Source organism: Erwinia mallotivora (assembly GCF_000590885.1).
GTDB classification, from domain to species: domain Bacteria; phylum Pseudomonadota; class Gammaproteobacteria; order Enterobacterales; family Enterobacteriaceae; genus Erwinia; species Erwinia mallotivora.
The window spans coordinates 30,438-49,678 of the sequence record NZ_JFHN01000065.1 but is presented as its reverse complement, the minus strand read 5'-3'; the positions used below and the strand labels follow the sequence as shown (position 1 = coordinate 49,678).

Here is a 19,241-nt window from a genome sequence, read left to right as displayed (position 1 = left end):
AGATACATTCCTTCACTGCGCCAGTTCATCGGCTGTCATTCCACCCAACCGGAAATCACCCGATTTAACGGCTCGCTTACACCTGCTGAATTTCAGCGCCTTTTACCTGCGCCAGGTCTTTGGTCAATGCTGCACCGCGCCGGAAACTTTCCGGTAAATCCTGCACCTGCTGCCACATCAGCGCCTTTTACGTTACGGGCTGAGGCCTGCATTGCCGCAAGGCTTTGCTGCCACGTGACCGTAAACCTGCACCAGAATGTGCTCTTTCAGGGCACGACACCTTACCGGGCGTCACTTGAGTGCCGTATTACGGGCGCAAGTGACGCCGTTCCACCACGCCGACGCAAGCCACGGAAAGTCTGGCCTGCGCCCTCAATCCCCCACACTGACACGCTGCTTTCAGGCTGCTGTCGGTTCAGAAAAGGAGAAAAAGATCGATACCGAGGGGGGCATAACGCCCCGGAGAATTTCCTGCTCACGCAGGCAGCCTGTACCGCGTACAGTCTGAAACTCCCTATACCTCAACAGCCTGTTACCCCGGCGTGAAGGTATCGTTCTGGCGCAGCCACAAAGCATACGCCGGGGCCAGATTGTGCTTTTTATCAAGCTGCAAGGGGGAGCTATGGGCAAATTAAGCGGTGAAATGAAGGCGCTGGCGAAGAAAGAGGGCGGCAGTTTTAAAACGGTGGATGACCGCATTCATATTGCGCAGCGGTTCAGCCGGCATTTACGCGCGCTGAATATCCAGATCCAGCGGGTGGAGCAGATCAAGGTTCGCCATATCGAATGCTATATTCAGGCGCGGCTGGCGCAGGAGATCGGTAACGGACGCTGCAAAATGAAATGGCCGCGCTGCGCGGTGTGCTGCAACAGGCCGGGCGTAAGCAGGTGGCGGAACATGGACGGCTGACTAATAAATCGTTAGGGCTCGCTGGCGCATCCCGTAACGGCACCAACCGGGCCATCACGCCGGAATACTTCCAGCAGGTGCTGCAAGCCGCCCGCGAGAAAGACGCCGGGCTGGCGGCAACGCTGGAACTGGCAAGGCTGATGGGGCTGGGCTCTCAGGAGGCGGTGCAGTGCTGTCAGTCACTGAAAACATGGAAGCAGGCGCTGGAGCGCGGCGAAACCCGGCTGAAAGTGGTGTTCGGCACCAAAGGTAAGCGCTCGCGCGAGACCGAAATACAAGATGCTGGCGCAGTTAAAAAAGCGCTGGATAATGCCTTATCTGTCGCAGAGCAACGTGACGGTAGACTGATCGATCAACCTAACCTCCAGAAAGCGATGAACTACTGGCGGGGGAGATTGCAAAGGCCGGTCTGACGGGGGCTTACACCCCGCATTCACTGCGTTACGCCTGGGCGCAGGACGATATCCGCCGCTATCTGGCATAGGGATTCAGCGATAAGGAAGCGCTGGCGCTGACCGCGATGGATTTAGGCCACGGTGACGGGCGTGGGCGCTGGTTGAAGCAGGTTTACGGGCGACGGGAGGAGGAATAATTTCCTGTTCTGGTGCAATCATGAAAAGCAAAAGGCTGAAGGGTAAGGGGCGCTAAGGGTAACAGCGCCAGCCCGGAAAAGGCCAAAGGGCTGAAAAGGCTGTAACTGGTGCAGATCGACGTTTAACCAGAGGGGAGCTGGCGCAGCGAAATGGATTTTGGTGCTGGCTCAAATAAAAAAGCAGATCCGCTGAGATCTGCTTTCCGGCGTTACTCGTTAACTGGCGCAGACGGCCTGAACCTGCCTGTCATACCGATACGGCGGGATAAATTTCTGCCGACAGGCGTCGAGATAGTCCGACCACCACTGCATCATCTGCGTGCGCTCGTCGAGGTATTCCGCCTTGTGGATATACGCGGCACGCACGTTGTTACGCTCCTGATGGCTCATCTGCCGTTCCACGGCATCTTTTGACCAACGCCCGGACTCAATCAGCGCGCTACAGGCCATGGTGCGAAAGCCGTGGCCGCAGATATCCACTTTTGTGTCATAGCCCATCACCCGTAGCGCCTTGTTGATGGTGTTCTCACTCATCGGCTTACGCGGATCGTGGTCACCGGGAAACAGCAATTCAACGTTGCCGGACAGCAGCTTCAACTGTTTTAGCACCGTGACTGCCTGTTTTGACAGCGGCACCAGATGCGGCGTTTTCATCTTTGCGCCACACTCTGAATAACGCACGCCGGGGATCGGCTTACGCTGGGCGGGGATAGTCCACATTGCGCCATCCAGATCGATCTCCGTCCAGCGGGCAAAGCGCAGCTCGCTGGAGCGGATAAAGATCAGCAGGTTAAGCTGTACCGCCAGACGGGTTAACAGCCTGCCGGAATAGCCCTCCAGATGCTCCAGCAACTCCGGCAGCTTCTCCAGCGGCAGGGCTGGGTCGTGGTTTTTTGGCGGCGGCGCAATGGCTCCGGCCAGATTGTTGGCAGGGTTGCTGGCAATAAGTCCCTCCTGCACTGCATAGCGCATGATCGCCGTGGTGCGCTGCTGAATGCGTGCAGCAGTCTCCAGATTGCCTTTTCTTTCCGCCACACGCAGCGGGATAAGCAGATCGGCGGTTTTCAGGTTGGCAACGGGGATTTTGCCAATCAGCGGAAATACGTGTAGTTCCAGTTAGCGCAGGATCTTCGCCGCGTGATGCTCCGTCCAGCGGATATTTCCTGCCAGCCACTTACGGGCAGGTATTGCCACTTTTCTTCGCCTGTTTCTCCTGCTGCTTTTTCACCCCCGGCTCATCACCCGCGCTGAGTACCGAGCGGGCTTCTTCACGTCGCTTACGCGCATTCGCCAACGTAACGGTCGGGTAAGCGCCAAACGCCAGCTTCTTCTCCCTGCCGCCAAAGCGGTACTTGAGTTGCCGGAGCTTAGAGCCATTGGGTTTAATCAGCAGGTACAAACCCTGCGCGTCGCTGAGTTTGTAAGGTTTATCGAGCGGTTTTGCGTTGTGGATGGCGGTATCGGTGAGTGGAATAGCGGGGGCTCCAGAGTTTATCGAACCAACAGGCGCCCAATTAAGCCCCCAAAAACTCTGGGTGTCAAAAAACCTGATGGAAATTTTCAGTACCATCAGGTTTTTAACTTGCTGATTTCTAACGTTTCATGACCTACAGGGACATCATGAAACTAAATAGTGGTGCCCGGACTCGGAATCGAACCAAGGACACGGGGATTTTCAATCCCCTGCTCTACCGACTGAGCTATCCGGGCAACGGAGCGCATTAAACCCTGGTGTCTGAAAGGCGTCAACGGCTTTATTGCAAAAACAGGTGCGATTGCATTCTTTTCCATCAACAGGTGCTAAAACAGGCAATCCAGTTACACCTTCCTCTCATTTTCAAACGGGTTCGTTATCGGCGCTGGTGGTTATTTCACCCGCTTATCGGGTTTACTGGCGTCAAATTGCTACCGATTTGTATCTTTCCGCGAAAAGATAATCATAATCAGCTGAAAGGCACTTTTATCGTCATATAAATCAACTGATTATCATTCAGCTTTCAACCCGGCTGATTTCCTGTCCGTCTTGAACCTGCCCCGGAAAAGTGCCATTATTGCGCACTTTCTGACGCCCGCCGTCTTTACTGCAATCCGGGGTTGCTGCCATGCAAGTCACACTGCTGTCACACAGCCGCCATCACCGTCACATCAGGTTGCAAAGTTGCCGATGCAATTGTGGCCTTTTGTTGAAAAAATCTCTCACCATGCGGTGAGCCGTTCACTGGCCTGACTTATGGCTATGAGTAAAAGCAGGGTAATCTGATTTTACTGATGTCTATTGGTGCGGGCTGAACCTTACAAACCCTGAGCCACCCTGACACCTTTCGCCGGGCGAGGGTCAATGCCTTTGCCTATTGCTGTGCCTCTGGCACCCACTCATCCTTGACGCCTGAGGATTTGTGTTATGACACCTTTAAAAATTGCAGCCAGCACCACCGTGGCTTTCCACCTCCAGACTGGCCGTGAGGTCGTTACGCTGGAAAAAACTGATTTTACTGATGTGGCGGCGGTGGGCGTCTCCGTGGCGGATTCGCGCAGCGGAATGCTGTCGCTGCTGCGACATACCGGTTTTAATCTGCCGGTGTTTATCTCCGTTGATTCACCGAACCAGGCGAAAGATCTGCCTGAGGTGACCGGGCTGCTGACCGGCGCAGCAGATGATGCCATCCGTCTTGAAGCGGCAGCTTCCGCTTATCAGGCGGGCCTGTTGCCACCGTTCTTTAATACGCTGACCAAATATGTGGCGATGGATAACAGTACCTTTGCCTGTCCAGGGCATCAGGGCGGGGCTTTCTTTAAAAAACATCCGGCCGGACGTCAGTTTTATGATTTCTTCGGTGAGAATATTTTCCGCGCCGATATGTGTAATGCCGATGTCAAACTGGGTGATTTGCTCATTCACGAAGGTTCAGCCAAGCACGCGCAGAAATTTGCGGCAAAGGTGTTTAATGCTGACAAAACCTATTTTGTGCTGAACGGCACCTCCAGTGCCAATAAGGTGGTGACCAACGCGTTGCTGACGCGTGGCGATCTGGTGCTGTTTGACCGTAACAATCATAAGTCTAACCATCACGGCGCGCTGATTCAGGCTGGCGCAACGCCGGTTTATCTGGAAACAGCACGTAATCCGTTTGGCTTTATTGGCGGCATTGATGCGCACTGTTTTGATGAAGAGTATGTGCGCCAGCTGATCAAAAAGGCGGCACCGGAACGTGCCGCAGATGCGCGCCCATTCCGGCTGGCGGTTATCCAACTGGGAACCTATGACGGCACGGTTTATAACGCCCGTAAGGTGCTGGACAGCATCGGCCATCTGTGTGACTACATTCTGTTTGACTCCGCGTGGGTGGGGTATGAGCAGTTTATTCCGGTGATGCAGGCCTGCTCTCCTCTACTGCTGGAGCTGAATGAAAACGATCCCGGTATTTTTGTTACCCAGTCGGTACATAAGCAGCAGGCGGGTTTTTCCCAGACCTCGCAGATCCACAAAAAAGATAACCATATCCGGGGGCAGCAGCGTTTTTGTAGCCATAAACGCCTGAATAATGCCTTTATGCTACATGCGTCAACCAGCCCGTTTTATCCGCTGTTCGCGGCGCTGGACGTCAATGCCCGGATGCATCAGGGCGAGGCCGGACGCCGTTTATGGCACGAATGTGTCACCTTAGGCATTGCCACACGTAAGGCGATCCTCGAAAAGTGCTCGATGATCAAGCCGTTTATTCCCGACCAGGTTGATGGCAAAAGTTGGCTGGAGACGCCGACCGAAGTGATCGCTACCGATCCGCGTTACTTTAGCTTTGAGCCGGATGCGGCCTGGCATGGTTTTGCAGGTTACCAGCAAGACCAGTATCTGGTTGATCCCTGCAAACTGCTGCTGACCACGCCCGGCATTGACGCTGCCAGCGGGCAGTATGCTGATTTTGGCGTACCGGCAACCATTCTCGCCAACTATCTGCGTGAGAATGGTGTGGTGCCAGAAAAGTGCGATCTGAACTCGATTCTGTTTCTGCTGACCCCGGCAGAAAGCAGCGAGAAAATGGCTTATCTGGTGGCGAAGCTGGCGCAGTTTGAGCAACATTTGCAGGAGGATGCGTTGCTGAGCGATGTACTGCCCACCATTTACCGTAAGAACGCCGCACGCTACGCGGGTTATACCTTACGCCGTCTCTGTCTGGAAATGCATCAGCTCTATGTCAGCTATGGCGTGAAGGATCTGCAAAAAGCGATGTTCCGTCAGCAGAGCCTGCCTGAAGTGGTGATGAACCCGCAGGATGCCAATATGGAGTTTATCCGTGGCAACGTTGAACTGGTGCCAATTGCCAAAGCGCAGGGGCGGATTGCTGCCGAAGGCGCGCTGCCTTATCCTCCGGGCGTGCTCTGTGTGGTGCCGGGAGAAGTCTGGGGCGGAGCCGTCCAACGCTATTTTCTCGCGCTGGAGGAGGGGCTTAACCTGCTGCCAGGTTTCTCGCCGGAATTGCAGGGGGTTTACGCGGAGGCGGATGCTGAAGGCGTGAAGCGGCTGTTTGGCTATATGATTAAGTAGTGTTGCCGGGGGACCTTAACCGCGTCCCCCGCATCTGTTCAACTGGCTGCCATTTCCCGGCAGTCTTCTCTGGCCTGGCGGACAATCGCTTTGGCTATCCATTTGCCGATGTCCTGCAACTGCTCATTATCCGATCCCCAGATATCCTTCATCACCAGGAAAATCTCAGAGCCATACACCAGTGACAGCGACTTAATCACCCGTTCCATCATTTCCGGTGGCAGCTCACTTTTCAGTGGCTCAACGACGTGTTGCAGTAACGCTTTCCTGTTACCTCTTACCAGACGTTCTTTTTCGTTGTGGCCTGAGGAGCGTGACTGTGCCCACTGTGTCAGTGAAAGATGCAGTGCTGCCCGCAGTGTTCCTTCATGCTCCAGCATTCGCGGAAAGGCGAAACTCAGCAGTTCGTCGATGCGCTCTGATGCTTCCTTACAGGTAGGACGCCAGCTTTTAATCGGACTGAGTGTTTCAGTCACAATGGCAGAAACCAGTGCGCTCTGAGTAGGAAAATAGCGATAGGCGGTTGCACGGGAGAGCTTAGCCTCCGTGGCAACTTCGGTGATGGATGGGAACGCGCCGCTGTCGAACATTTTCATTGCAGTTCCAATCAGTAAGCGACGTGTTTTGGCGCGTGTGGCGGTTAACGGCATAGCCTCAGCGGGATCCCTTTGCTTCACAATAACCTCATTTCAACGGTAAAATTTAATGTTAATCAATTAATTAATACAGACAGGTGACAGCATCTGCTCTCAACTGTCGGACCATCAGAACAGTTATCAATTAGCATAGCTAACATCCCTGTGAGACGCATATTCCATTCAATTGATTTATCATTGATGGAGGTGATACTGTTATCTCATAACTCAGGGTTGTAAACTGCCCTGACGTTATTTGCATCTTTATTGTATTTTAATCAAGTCTTTATTACGTCTGATAACAGGGTGTTGTTACGACTATGAACACAGATACCGGCTATATTTATGCTGTTGCGACCGCGAATACTAAAGGAAAAGAACTGTTTTACCTCAGCGAATGCATCGCCAGAACAGGCGCTGAAGTTTTAACGGTTGACCTGTCAACTCAATTAGTTAGCCCGCCTTCCCGGGCAGATTTCCCCCCCGAAATGATTGCTGATTTTCACCCTCAGGGGCGCGATGCGGTGTTCTCTGAAGAGCGGGGTAAAGCTATTGAGGCAATGGCCCTGGCATTTAAGATTTTTCTCAGTCGCCGCCCGGACCTGATTGGGGTCATTGGGCTGGGTGGTTCCTGTGGCACCGCGCTGATTACACCTGCCATGCAGGCGTTGCCCATCGGTGTGCCTAAAGTCATGGTTTCAACCATGGCTTCCGGGGATGTTGCGGCTTATGTCGGGGCCAGTGATATCAATATGCTCTATTCGGTAACCGATGTTTCCGGCCTGAACCGCATCTCTCGCCAGGTACTGGCCAATGCAGCTCATCAGATTGCCGGCGCGGTGCTGTTTGCAGTGGAGAGCGATATTGAGGAGAAACCGGCTCTGGGGCTGACGATGTTTGGTGTTACCACGCCCTGCATCCAGATGGTCAGTGAGAGACTGAGCAGGCATTACGATTGTGTGGTGTTTCATGCTACCGGCAGCGGGGGCAGAGCGATGGAGAAGCTGGTGGCGAGCAGGATGCTGAATGGCTTACTGGATCTCACCACCACAGAAGTGTGCGATTTGCTTTTTGGTGGTGTGCTGGCCTGTGATGAAACCCGTTTTGATGCGATGGAGAAAAACAGAATCCCCGCTGTTTTGTCCTGTGGCGCTCTCGATATGGTTAATTTTGCCGATCCTGCCAGCGTGCCGCAGAAATATGCCGGAAGAGTGTTTTATCAGCATAATCCTCAGGTAACGCTGATGCGCACCACGCCGGAAGAGAATGTGCAGATGGCAGAGTGGATTGCCGCTAAGCTGAATCGTTGTGAAGGAAATATCGTGTTTCTTATCCCCGAAGGCGGCTTCTCTGCGCTGGATGCTCCCGGACAACCATTCTGGTCACCAGAGGCTAATCAGGCTTTTATCGCCACCCTGGAAGCACAGCTACAACCGAGCGCACGGCGTAAAATTATCCGTCTGCCTTACCACATCAATGCCCCTGAGTTTGCTCAGGCGGCAGCGCAACATTTTCGTCAGCTTGCAGAGAAGGAGTTCTGAACGTGATTTTTACCCGTACGGAAATACTGAATAAATTCAAAGGAATGATTGAACGCCGTGAACCAATCATCGGAGGTGGCGCCGGGACCGGCCTGTCCGCTAAATGTGAGGAAGCAGGCGGTATCGATTTGATCGTCATCTACAATTCCGGTCGTTATCGTATGGCCGGACGCGGTTCACTGGCCGGACTGCTCGCCTATGGCAATGCTAATGACATCGTCGTGGAGATGGCGAAAGAAGTACTGCCGGTGGTAAAAAACACGCCGGTGCTGGCCGGAGTCAATGGCACCGATCCTTTCTGTCAGTTTGATACCTTTCTCGACTCTCTGAAGGCAATGGGATTTTCCGGCGTACAAAACTTCCCGACGGTTGGCCTGATTGATGGTAATTTCCGCGCTAATCTGGAAGAAACCGGTATGGGATACGGGCTGGAGGTGGAGATGATCCGCATGGCAGCGGCAAAAGATATGCTGACCACACCTTACGTTTTCAGTACTGCCGATGCTGTCGCCATGACGCAGGCTGGCGCTGATATTATCGTGCCACATATGGGGCTGACCACCGGCGGCAAAATTGGAGCCGGGACCGCGCTTAATTTAGCGGATTGTGTGTCGCTTATTAATCAGTGGGCAGAGGCGGCAAAGGCAGTGCGTAAGGATGTGATTGTGCTGTGTCACGGAGGACCGATTTCCAGTCCGGAAGACGCGCAATATATTCTCGATAACTGCCCGCAATGCGACGGTTTTTATGGTGCAAGTTCGATGGAGCGTTTACCCACCGAGATCGCACTGACAGAAACCACCAGACAGTTTAAAAATATAAAGCGTTAGTACTCACCCTCACCAGGGAAGCTCGTTATCGTCAGGCGGATCGCAGGATCCGCCTTTTTTTGTTGGCTTCAGTAACGGTGGTAGCTCTTCTGAGCACTGCTGACCTTATACAGATATCGACGTGACTCTGCGGATGGGTGGTTAGTGGTCAGCGTCTGATATACCTCTGAAGGCGACAGATTATTGATAGTGGCAAAGGCACGATTCTTGTCGCTGGAAAAGACTCTCAGTACGCTGCCCGCCCCACCGTTGTAGGCGGTGATCACCGCATAACGTCGTGAGGTTGGATTCACAATTCCTGACAGATAGCTGTCCTGCAACAGAGAAAGATAGGCCGTGCCCGCATCAATATTATTTTCCGGGTCGAGCAGATAACTGCGGCTTGGCTTGCCCCATTTACCTTTCATACGGAACACATCGACACCGGCCGTGTGCTGCACCACCTGCATCAGACCCAGCGCATCGGCATGGCTGACGGCGTACGGGTTAAAGCTGGACTCAATCTGCATAATTGCGAGGATCAGCGATTGATCGACGCCATATTTTGCGGCGGCTTCCCGCACCATTGGCAGATACTTGTGTGCACGTTTGTCCAGATGGTTTGGCACCATTGGGATGGTAACCGACCAGATAACGTGCAGGCCCGAATTGCGTCGTTGCAGTTTGTTCTGGAGCAGATAGTCAGCAAAGCTGCCTGCACGTCCCTGCCAGCGAATCGGTTGTCCGGTATTGTCAAGGACCTGGCCATAAAGTAGCGGTTCTTTGCCGATTTCAATGTCGTTGGCATCAGAATAGAGATCGACATTACCGGGATCGTCACCAATCAGCAGGGTGGTGATAATGGCCTGGCGCAGACTGGCAACGGGGTTGGTACCGGCGATAGTCTCAATGGTGATAGTACCGGCGTCGAAGTTAATATGGCTGCGAGTGTAATACTGATCGCTGTATTTAACGTAATCTTTGGGACCGGCAATCAGTACTTCATTAATGCCCCAGATATTCTCAATATTATGGGCAAACTGCCCCATCAGAATGTCAAATCCGTTGGTATCCTTGACCCAGTCTTCATTGAACGTGGGTTTTTTATTGCCAGAACAGGAGATCAACAAGGGTGCGATGACCAGTAAACTAATCAGCTTTTTATTCATTGTGTCGTGCTTCGCCTGTATTGAGAGGGCCCCGACGCGGAGGCCTGACGATTATTCTTCTGGCGGGGTGTAACCTTCAATATGAACCTCGTGACCTTCAAACAGAAACTTCACCATCTCCTGTTCCAGTTGTTTGCGATCTTCCGGGTTCATCATGCTGAGTTTTTTCTCGTTAATCAGCATGGTTTGTTTGCTCATCCACTGCGACCAGGCTTCTTTAGAGATTTCATTATAAATGCGTTTTCCCAGTTCGCCCGGATACAACTGGAAATCCTGTCCTTCAGCATCACGTTGCAGGAACGTGCAAAAAATGGTTCTGCTCATTACTCTTCCTCTTCTTCTGTCACAGGCAGATTCAGCGCATTTTGTTGCGGCTGCCGTAGTTGTTTTAGCAGGCGTTCCACCGGGGCTGCCAGCCCGACGGACGGGGGCTGCGCTAAGTTATACCAGAGACCTGCACCTTCATCCATTGCTGCTCCTGCGCCTGCAAGCCGTAAGTGCATCGGGACAATATCCAGATGAAAATGGCTGAAGGTGTGGCGAAAGGCCACTTCTTGTTGCAGTGCTTTACTGTCGATATGCCTGGTTGCAAGCCACTGCACCAGTTCCTCCCGATTGCTGAATTGTGGAAAGCAAAACAGGCCGCCCCACAGGCCGACGGGGGGACGTTGTTCCAGCCAGACGTTGTCACCATCCTGCATCATCAACATCCAGCCGGTGCGTTCCGGCAATGTCTGCTTCGGTTTTTTTCCAGGATACTCTGCCCAGTTGCTGTTGGCATGGGCGATGCAGCCGTTGCTTAACGGACAAATGCCACACTTCGGCTTTGAACGGGTGCAAACCATCGCCCCCAGGTCCATCATCGCCTGATTAAACTGGCTGACACCGGCGGCTGGGGTGACCTGCTCGCTGATCTGCCACAGGCGTTTTTCCACCTCTTTCCTGCCGGGCCAGCCAGCCACGGCATAACAGCGTGCCAGCACCCGTTTAACGTTGCCATCGAGGATCGGAAAATGTTGTCCCAGTGACAGAGAGAGGATGGCCCCGGCGGTGGAACGTCCCACGCCGGGCAGCGCCGCCACATCGTCATAGTTTTCGGGAAAGATACCCTGATGTTTCTCTGCTACCTGCACGGCGGCTTTGTGTAAATTGCGGGCACGGGCATAGTAGCCAAGCCCGGTCCACAAATGCAGCACTTCATCCAGCGGGGCAGTAGCCAGATCGCTGATGGTGGGGAAACGGGCCATAAACCGTTCAAAATAGGGGATCACCGTCGCCACCTGGGTCTGTTGCAGCATCACTTCGGAGAGCCAGACCTTATAGGGTGTTTTTTCCAGCTGCCAGGGCAGACTTTTGCGACCAAAGCGCTGATACCAGTCAAGAACCTGGCTTGCAAACTGCTGCGCCTGCATCATTTCAGATAAAACCCCGGATAATTGAAAATCAGGCTGGGATTCCAGCACAGAGCAACTAAGCTGTAAACCGGAAGTTTCCGGGGCTTGCTTAACTGCTGTAACTTTGCATAATGCCCGTTTTCCGCATAGTGCTGACCAACAGGCAAAAAAATGAAGAATGATGTCATTTCACCGGAGTTTGATGAAAACGGTCGTCCGTTACGCCGTATTCGTAGTTTTGTGCGTCGTCAGGGCCGTCTGACCAAAGGCCAGCAACATGCGCTGGACCATTTCTGGCCGGTGAAGGGAGTGGAATATCAGTCAGAGCCTGTTGATCTGCCAACCCTTTTTGGTCGCGACGCGCCGGTAGTGCTGGAGATAGGTTTTGGGATGGGAGCCTCGCTGGTAAGCATGGCGCAGGCCAATCCACAGCAGAATTTTCTGGGCATTGAGGTGCATTCACCGGGCGTCGGTGCCTGTCTCAGTGCGGCAGATGAGGCTGGCGTGGAGAATCTGCGCGTGATGTGCCACGATGCGGTGGACGTGCTTAACCATATGATTCCGGATAACTCACTGCGCATGGTGCAGCTGTTTTTCCCCGACCCCTGGCACAAAGCGCGTCACAATAAGCGGCGTATTGTACAACTGCCGTTTGCCGAGCTGGTGCTGCGTAAACTGAAGCTGGGCGGGGTATTTCATATGGCAACCGACTGGGAGGCGTATGCCGAACATATGCTGTCGGTAATGAATGATATTGCGGGTTACAAAAACCAGTCGGAAACGCGGGATTATGTGCCGCGACCGGCATCGCGTCCGCTGACCAAATTTGAGCAACGTGGCCAGCGTCTGGGCCACGGTGTGTGGGATCTGATGTTTGAGAGGATTAAATAATGGCTATCCAACGCAGTCGTCGTTTGCGCAAAAAAATGCATATCGCTGAATTCCAGGAACTGGGTTTCTCCATCGGCTTTGCGTTTCCTGAGGGAACCAGCGAAGAGACGATTGATACTACCCTTGACGCGCTGATTAACGAGGTGATTGATCCGAATGGCCTGGCTTTTGACGGCAGCGGTTATCTGCAATGGGAAGGGCTGATTTGCCTGCAACAGACCGGGAAATGTACTGAAGAGCACCGGGAGCTGGTGCGTAAGTGGTTGTCCGATCGTCAGTTGAACAATATTCAGGTAACTGAGCTTTTTGACGTCTGGTGGGGCTGAGCACCAAAAGCGGCGGAGTTTAAGAGCCTGGCCCATCGGGGTGCCATTTTGAACCTGGTCAATGTTCAAAATCCTCACGTACTCCGTCTACGCTCCGGTTTCTGCGCATTGTCCCTGTCCGGACTGGCTCGACAACAACGCCTGCCGGGACAGGCTCTGAGAGTATCCCTGCGACGTTTTTGTAATAATGACAATCGTTCAGCCCTTTAACTGCCTGAGGTTATCCTGGGCTGGACGGTTTAACTTCAGCGCGACAATAAAGTATGACGAGAGACATTCCGGCAGGATGCTTTTTAAGACGATGATGCATCAGTAAGCCGGCCATAATTTTTCTTCTCAGGAGATGGCAAAATGCATAAAGCGATAATGGTTGGCGCATTGTTACTGGCAGCAGGTTCGGCACAGGCGGATTATCAGTGCAGCGTTAAACCCCAGGATGACATAGTGATCACGCCACAGGCGGTGCAGGTGGTAGGGGCCAGTGGCAATCTGGAGATTACGCCCGCTGGGGATGTGCAACGAAACGGACAGCCCGTCACGGTGGATAATGCCACCCGTCAGAAAGCGACAGAGTATCAGGCTGCACTAAGACGTGATCTGCCCTGGATTGATCAGGGAGGCCGCCAGCGTCTTGAAAGAGGCCGCATCGCGCTGGATAAAGTGGTGGTGGAAAAGCTGGGGGCTGACAGCAAAGTACGCCAGCGCCTGGTCAGTCTGGATACGCAGCTGAAACAGCAGATGAACCGCATCATTGAACACCGTAGTGACGGTTTGACATTCCACCATCAGGCCATTGATCAGGTACGTCAGGACGGCGAGAAGCTGGTGCAAAGCACCATGGGTGGCGTGGTGCAGGACAGCCTTAATGAAATGAGCAATAAGCAGACCGGTAACGGTGGTAATCCTCTTCAGGCATTAATGGGCAATCTGGGCGGTTTGCAACAGTCAATTCAGGCCGAATGGAGCAATCAGGAGCAGGATTTCCAGAACTTTGGTCATGAGGTATGCAATCGGGTCACCCGGCTGGAACAACAGCGTCAGGCATTGTTGGCGGGATTAAATCAGAGCCACCAGGGATGACTTCATGTTCATCCCGAATACTGGCAGATAGGTTTTTTCTGGCAGACTGCGCTGGATGGAATTTTTAAAACAGTTGAGCTGACTGGTCACTGTTAATCATTTTATTTGGCTGACACCACCTGACAGGAAAGGGTGGCAGCCTGCTCATTGTTTCACACTCATGCATTTCAACAGACAGGTTGTCGCCATAGCATATTAAAGAATAATCTCAAAAATATATTAATGGCAAATAACTCGTCCAGCACGCTTTATTAATTATTAAAATTCGAATTAATTGCAAATTTATTCAGTCTGACGACAGCATACTGTTGCTTATGATAAATGATTCGTATAAATCCAGATTGTTATTTTCTTACGAAATTCTTATAAGTCTTTTTTTATAAAGTCTGAATTAAATCGAAAGAGTTGTTTTTTGAAAGAATTATATATTTAAAAAAAACAAAATAACCCCTCCTTATTCTGACTATATTAACTGAATATATGTTTACAGTTGATTCCGATAAAATTGCATTTAATAACCAAAAAACATCCACCTCAAATGATGCCCCAGCTTCTGAAAAGAATGATATATGGTTTGACGCTGTTGACTGGGTAAATATGGAAAATACCTGGCATGATGCAGAAGATGAATATCCTGGCCAGTCTGCTGGTCACAAAGAGATGCCCGATGCGGGCATACCACTAACAGAAGATTGTCGTCGAAGTATTAAGCAACTGATTAAAATTCTCAGTGAATATCAACAAGGGCAGATGATCTCTGCCGGTCTGGCAGCAATACTTCCTGGTGTACCTCCAGGCGTAATTCAGGCGGCAGACTGTTTGTATCTGGCAATCACAAAAGGACATAAAATTGACAGTGCCATGTTGAGTGCCCTTGGGCTGGCATCCTGTTATCTTCCGGATAAACTCAATATAATTTCCCAGCTTGCCAGTTATATTCAGAACACGATTGTTGAATGGTGTGATGTGTCTTTTCTCAGGCAGTTTTTGGGGAGCAATGAATGCCAGACTGCGCGGCACCTTTTCATTGCCCTTGCCACAGCAGCGGTAGTGGCAAGATACTGGATGACAGGAGAAAATGCCCCCCAGCGAGGCTTTCTCAGGGTTCCTGCAATTATTGCAAAACTGATGGTACGTTCCAGTCACTACTGGAGTGCGCTGTGTTATATGGCGTCGAACGCACCTGCTTTGATCCCCTCCGCTGATAAAGATTCAGCAATAAATAGCGCTGCTTATGAGGTGGATACAAGTATTGCAATAGCCACTGATAGTTGTAATCAGGAGCCCAATAGCTTAATCCGCGGTAAGACAATACCGCGTATTACCTCTTTTGTTTCTAACTCCACTCTCAGGCCTGAGCTTCTCATTAAAGCCACGGTGGTGAATAACGAATTTTCTCCATCAGCCCCGGCTGGTACAGCAAATACCCTGTCGGTTACTGACAGTATGATTGCTGAGGGAATGCATGCTGCGGCGATATATAACTCTGGCAGGGAGAGTAAGTTGTCAGAACTGACTGATTGTCGCAGCCATAAAACAGAAACCTGTCAGCGGGATGGTGAAAAGAGTATTCGCTATACGCACTTCAACACCAAATGTGATGCAGTAGCAAATTTGCCTGCGATGTCCGACAACGCTTTGCAAATAACAGCGAAAATGAACAGGGAGGAGATGCCGGTACGTTCACCGGCAGAAAGAACCGGGGGAGATACTCTTCTGCCCTTAGTTGCTACTGCGGCGGCAGTGACTTCGGCACCTTCATTTATAAACAGCATAAAAAGTAAATCAGGAATGGTAGCCACATCCGCGCTGGCATTAACCGGACTGGTTGCCGGTGGAAGATTGCTGTGGAATAGCCTGTTGGGGGAGAGTCAGGATGAAAATAAAGCTGTGGTTAAAGATAGCCTGAAAACGCATCTCAGCCCGGAACCTGAAAATACTGCGCATTATAATCCACCGGAGAAATTCCGTTCAGAGGACAGCGAAAAATACGACCTTCCTGTCGGAAAGTTCGAACAGCGTGCTCAGTATGCTTCTGAAACAGGATTTGATAAATTAGCTGAATCATGTGTTACTGAAATCGATCGTAATCTTGTCAATGCCATCTGGAACGATGCATTACAGGCTGTTAATTTTAAAGATGAAAAGGTAGTTAACAAATTATCATTCTGGTTAAAGTTATATGAAATTAACAATAATTATTATTTCAGTGACCGGTTCGTACAAGAAAACTATTATAAAAGAAGTGAGTTATACAAAAAAATTAAGGAAAAATCTCATGATGTTATAATTTCATTTAAAAATGAATTTCCGGGAATTGTTAATGCTTTTGTAGAAAAAGAGAACTCCCCCAGCGCATTAATGAAAGCAGAACGTTTCCTTCTGAAAGCAATGAAACTTGACCATGCTCAAAAAAATAAAATTATTCCGGCTGATAACGATGCGGATGACGAAATATCAACCATCGGCAGCGATAATTTTCCTGACATCAGGAATGATTATTCTGTTTTCCAGCCTGATGCCTTTATCGCCAACTGGCTTAAAAGTCAGATTGACGAAACCGGCGTGGAAAATGAGTTTCGGCAACGTATCAGTCTGAATGAAAAAATACCGGTAACATTAACCATCTCCAAACCTTCTCACTATTCTCAGGGTAGTGTTTACACAATCGATGAGCAGTTTACCGTCGCTGATATTATTACAGGTCGTTACCATGATTACATTTCTGAAAATACCATTCTGGATTTCAAATTCCCCTCCTTCTACCCTGTAAGTCTGATAAAAAAAATCAGGGGTGGTGATTTTTATCATCATCTGGATGCTGAACTGTCAAAATTAGTTAACGATGGGCGCTATCAGAAGGTGCTTGAAAGTGGATTCAGGCAAGCTGCCGCAGAGGCAATAATAAAAATTATTGTTAATTATAATCGCAGTATGGATCGCCATGGTACTGTGTTAAAAATTATGGATGATTTTTTAAATGGCAAGATAACACCAAAAATTATTTCAGTTAATGGTGTTAATGCGGGTTCATTAATGTATCTTGGCACAAGGAGAGAAGCCGGGGTTATCATATCATTACTTCCTGAAAGTGCTGATCAGGAGCGTTTTTTTATACTGCCCCTCCATTTTCCTGAGAGTCATATTGTTGCACCCGTTGGTCCGGGTAGAGATAGTATTAATATTGTTCAGCCTCAAAAGAAAGCCTGGACAGAAGACAATGTTGCGTTCCAGAATTTTATTCGCCGCCATCTTCCACTAAACATGCTGAGTGACAGCAAAGAACATATTATAAAAAAATGTTTTGGCTACCAGTTCAGCACTAAAATGCAGAATGGGGCGATCGTCGGTTTCGATAAGTCGCCTTTTGAGCTAAAAGCGGTGAATGAGAATTTTCTCGCCGGGCAGGCCAGTAGCTTTATTGAACAAATAAAAAGTGATTATGATGTTATTGTCAAATCGCCCAATGAACTACTGGCGCGCAGAGCAGCTTATATTTTGGGGACTGTCGCCGATCATCTTATCATCAGTAAACTGTCAACTTTTACAGATAAGATGAAGCTCATGGCCTATGTCTCTTTGAGGGCTACGTCATTTATGGCTGGATATCTTGCTTCAGACAGTAATGAACAAAAAGAGAGCATCCTCAATGATTTTATAATGAAAATGATGATTGAAAGTATCTTACCCGTATTTCTGAATGGCCAGAAGAGTTCTGATGTTTCAACCGTCAGAAAAATGTATAAAAAGGTGATTAGTATCGATGATACCACCTGTGAAAAGCAGTTTTCTCTGAACAGTCTTATCGATCAGGTTTCAACAGGTAAATTATCCGACAAATGGAAGATAAAAAATAACCACGATGCAATTTCAGCCCTGATTGACAAAACACAGTCTGGCCTGGAAGGGCGAATGAAGGGGGTTTACACGGTGTTATCAGAAGCCGGTGAGGCCGAATATTATATCCGCCAGAATAGTGCTGTTTACCATCTCAGGTGGGATGAATATGCAAATACCTGGCGGGTTATCAATCCTGACAACCCGAGTCGTTGGATGTATGCAGTTCCGATAAAGTTAGATAACGGCAAGTGGGTTGTTCATGCTGATTTACCCGGAAAGGGTGGTTGGCCCAAAGGGTTACCTCAAAAGACCTCCAAAGCTACAATGGGCAAAGTAAAAAAAGAGTTTGTTCTCGAAAAACATATCAAACCTCTGGAAGAAGCATCGCTGAAATCTAATTTTGCTGTCAGCTTCAGAAAGGCAGGGAAACCAACTCTGGATTGTCTTAAAGATGGTGCAGGTGCTAAACCTCATTCAATTCTGGAAAAAACTATTAAAGAAAGCTCTCTGAAAAAATATTATTCTGAAAATTACTCAGAGGTTGCAGCAAAAATTAAAAATGCAAATATTGAAGGGCTGGTTGGGCACTGGGATGATGAAAAAGGTTTAGTTGGATTGTATTTAACAACTAATGAGGAAATTGAAAGCGAACTGATAGCCGTTGGTGAGCATGTTGTTTATCCCATTGATATGTCCAATCTCGAAGGATCGCTTGCTAATCTTAAACGTGTAAAAAACTGGAAGTCCAGATGTTACACAGGTGATTATGATACGCATGATGTCATCATATTTAATGGTGCAGGAAGGCCGAGGAAAGTATTGAGTGATTCTCTTGAGGAGCAGTCTGTGATTAAAATTCTCAATGATGCGGTGGAAAAGGTCGATGCCCCACGGCGTCATATTTCACATACTCATCGTGTTATTCAGCATGGACCGCAGGTAAATTACCCCAGTCATATGATTGAGTTTGAACGTGCTGAAAATAAACCGTTAGTGCCTGCCGTAGCGAACCCGGGGGAATTCCCGATTATGATGTTGGATCGCGGCAAGTGGATTCTAATTGAAAATAAGGATGAGCTGGCTGAGTATTACAAAAATGTAGGTGCGGTAATCAAGGATGGCTGGAGTAAAAATCCCAGTGTGACCTACACGGAACAGGGCATTAAACCTGGTGGAAGTTCCGGTCATTAAGAGCCTGGCCCATCAGGGCTGGTTTACTTGCCATTTTGAACCCGGGCAGTGCCCGAAATCCTCACGTACTCCGTGTAGGCTCCGGTTTCTGCGCGCTGTTCGTCTCCAGACTGACTGTGACAATAACGCCGGGTGGGTCAGGCTCTGAAGGTCAGGCGGGCATGACAGCGGCAAAGATAATATTTATATTTCTCTACCGCCAGAAGTTTGCTTAAAAAGACGTTGGTTCGCACCCGATCATTTATTGTCAGCTTAAACCCTGTCTGAAAATACACAGATAACAGTCAGACAGGGTCTGCAATGCCGCTGTTGTCCCCGTC

11 protein-coding genes, 1 tRNA gene and 2 pseudogenes are annotated in these 19,241 nt (G+C 50.1%); 8 read left to right on the top strand and 6 right to left on the bottom strand.

All coding sequences use genetic code 11. From position 1 onward, the window contains the following. The first annotated feature begins 622 nt into the window (after positions 1 to 622). Positions 623 to 1,502 (top strand): annotated as a pseudogene (locus BG55_RS17360) (integrase domain-containing protein). A gap of 216 nt (positions 1,503 to 1,718) precedes the next feature. On the opposite strand, the pseudogene BG55_RS17355 reads toward BG55_RS17360, so the two are convergent. Both BG55_RS17355 and BG55_RS17350 read right to left on the bottom strand, forming a co-directional pair. Continuing rightward, positions 1,719 to 2,976, bottom strand: a pseudogene (locus BG55_RS17355) (tyrosine-type recombinase/integrase). Between the two features lie 160 nt (positions 2,977 to 3,136). Beyond that, a tRNA-Phe gene (locus BG55_RS17350) sits at positions 3,137 to 3,212 on the bottom strand. A gap of 691 nt (positions 3,213 to 3,903) precedes the next feature. Between BG55_RS17350 and BG55_RS17345 the strand changes: the two genes are divergently transcribed. Next, positions 3,904 to 6,045, top strand: a complete 2,142-nt coding sequence (locus tag BG55_RS17345; protein ID WP_034940161.1) for an ornithine decarboxylase — start codon at positions 3,904 to 3,906, stop codon at positions 6,043 to 6,045. 38 nt (positions 6,046 to 6,083) lie between these two features. On the opposite strand, the gene BG55_RS17340 is transcribed toward BG55_RS17345, so the two are convergent. Continuing rightward, on the bottom strand, positions 6,084 to 6,695 hold the full coding sequence (locus BG55_RS17340) for a TetR/AcrR family transcriptional regulator (RefSeq protein WP_052018925.1): 612 nt from the start codon (positions 6,693 to 6,695) through the stop codon (positions 6,084 to 6,086). A 305-nt stretch (positions 6,696 to 7,000) separates the two neighbouring features. Here BG55_RS17340 and BG55_RS17335 point away from each other — a divergent pair, with 305 nt between their 5' ends. Together BG55_RS17335 and BG55_RS17330 are read left to right on the top strand one after the other, a co-directional pair. Next, complete coding sequence (locus tag BG55_RS17335) at positions 7,001 to 8,221, top strand: Tm-1-like ATP-binding domain-containing protein (protein ID WP_034940156.1); 1,221 nt, start codon at positions 7,001 to 7,003, stop codon at positions 8,219 to 8,221. 2 nt (positions 8,222 to 8,223) lie between these two features. Next, positions 8,224 to 9,051 (top strand): phosphoenolpyruvate hydrolase family protein, encoded by an 828-nt coding sequence (locus BG55_RS17330; RefSeq protein ID WP_152542828.1) that lies wholly within the window; start codon positions 8,224 to 8,226, stop codon positions 9,049 to 9,051. A gap of 68 nt (positions 9,052 to 9,119) precedes the next feature. Here the strand turns inward: BG55_RS17330 and mltC are convergent, their stop codons facing one another. From mltC to mutY, 3 genes are read right to left on the bottom strand one after another with little or no spacing between them, the layout of a single operon-like run. Further along, entirely contained in the window at positions 9,120 to 10,199 is a 1,080-nt protein-coding gene (gene mltC / locus BG55_RS17325; protein ID WP_034940152.1) for a membrane-bound lytic murein transglycosylase MltC, read from the bottom strand. 51 nt (positions 10,200 to 10,250) lie between these two features. Further along, positions 10,251 to 10,523 (bottom strand): oxidative damage protection protein, encoded by a 273-nt coding sequence (locus BG55_RS17320; protein WP_034940149.1) that lies wholly within the window; start codon positions 10,521 to 10,523, stop codon positions 10,251 to 10,253. After that, on the bottom strand, positions 10,523 to 11,614 hold the full coding sequence (mutY, locus tag BG55_RS17315; RefSeq protein WP_034940231.1) for an A/G-specific adenine glycosylase: 1,092 nt from the start codon (positions 11,612 to 11,614) through the stop codon (positions 10,523 to 10,525). The genes BG55_RS17320 and mutY overlap by 1 nt, the downstream gene beginning before the upstream one ends. A 150-nt stretch (positions 11,615 to 11,764) precedes the next feature. Between mutY and trmB the strand changes: the two genes are divergently transcribed. The 4 genes from trmB (at position 11,765) to BG55_RS21515 (ending at position 18,921) form a co-directional block, all read left to right on the top strand. Next, a complete protein-coding gene (trmB, locus tag BG55_RS17310) occupies positions 11,765 to 12,484 on the top strand; it encodes a tRNA (guanosine(46)-N7)-methyltransferase TrmB (RefSeq protein ID WP_034940146.1) in 720 nt (239 codons plus the stop codon). Next, positions 12,484 to 12,810 (top strand): YggL family protein, encoded by a 327-nt coding sequence (locus tag BG55_RS17305; protein WP_034940143.1) that lies wholly within the window; start codon positions 12,484 to 12,486, stop codon positions 12,808 to 12,810. The genes trmB and BG55_RS17305 overlap by 1 nt, the downstream gene beginning before the upstream one ends. Positions 12,811 to 13,161: 351 nt before the next feature. Further along, positions 13,162 to 13,890, top strand: coding sequence for a YggN family protein (locus BG55_RS17300; protein WP_034940140.1), 729 nt, complete (start codon positions 13,162 to 13,164; stop codon positions 13,888 to 13,890). A 480-nt stretch (positions 13,891 to 14,370) separates the two neighbouring features. Continuing rightward, positions 14,371 to 18,921 (top strand): hypothetical protein, encoded by a 4,551-nt coding sequence (locus BG55_RS21515; RefSeq protein ID WP_052018924.1) that lies wholly within the window; start codon positions 14,371 to 14,373, stop codon positions 18,919 to 18,921. Positions 18,922 to 19,241: the final 320 nt, after the last annotated feature.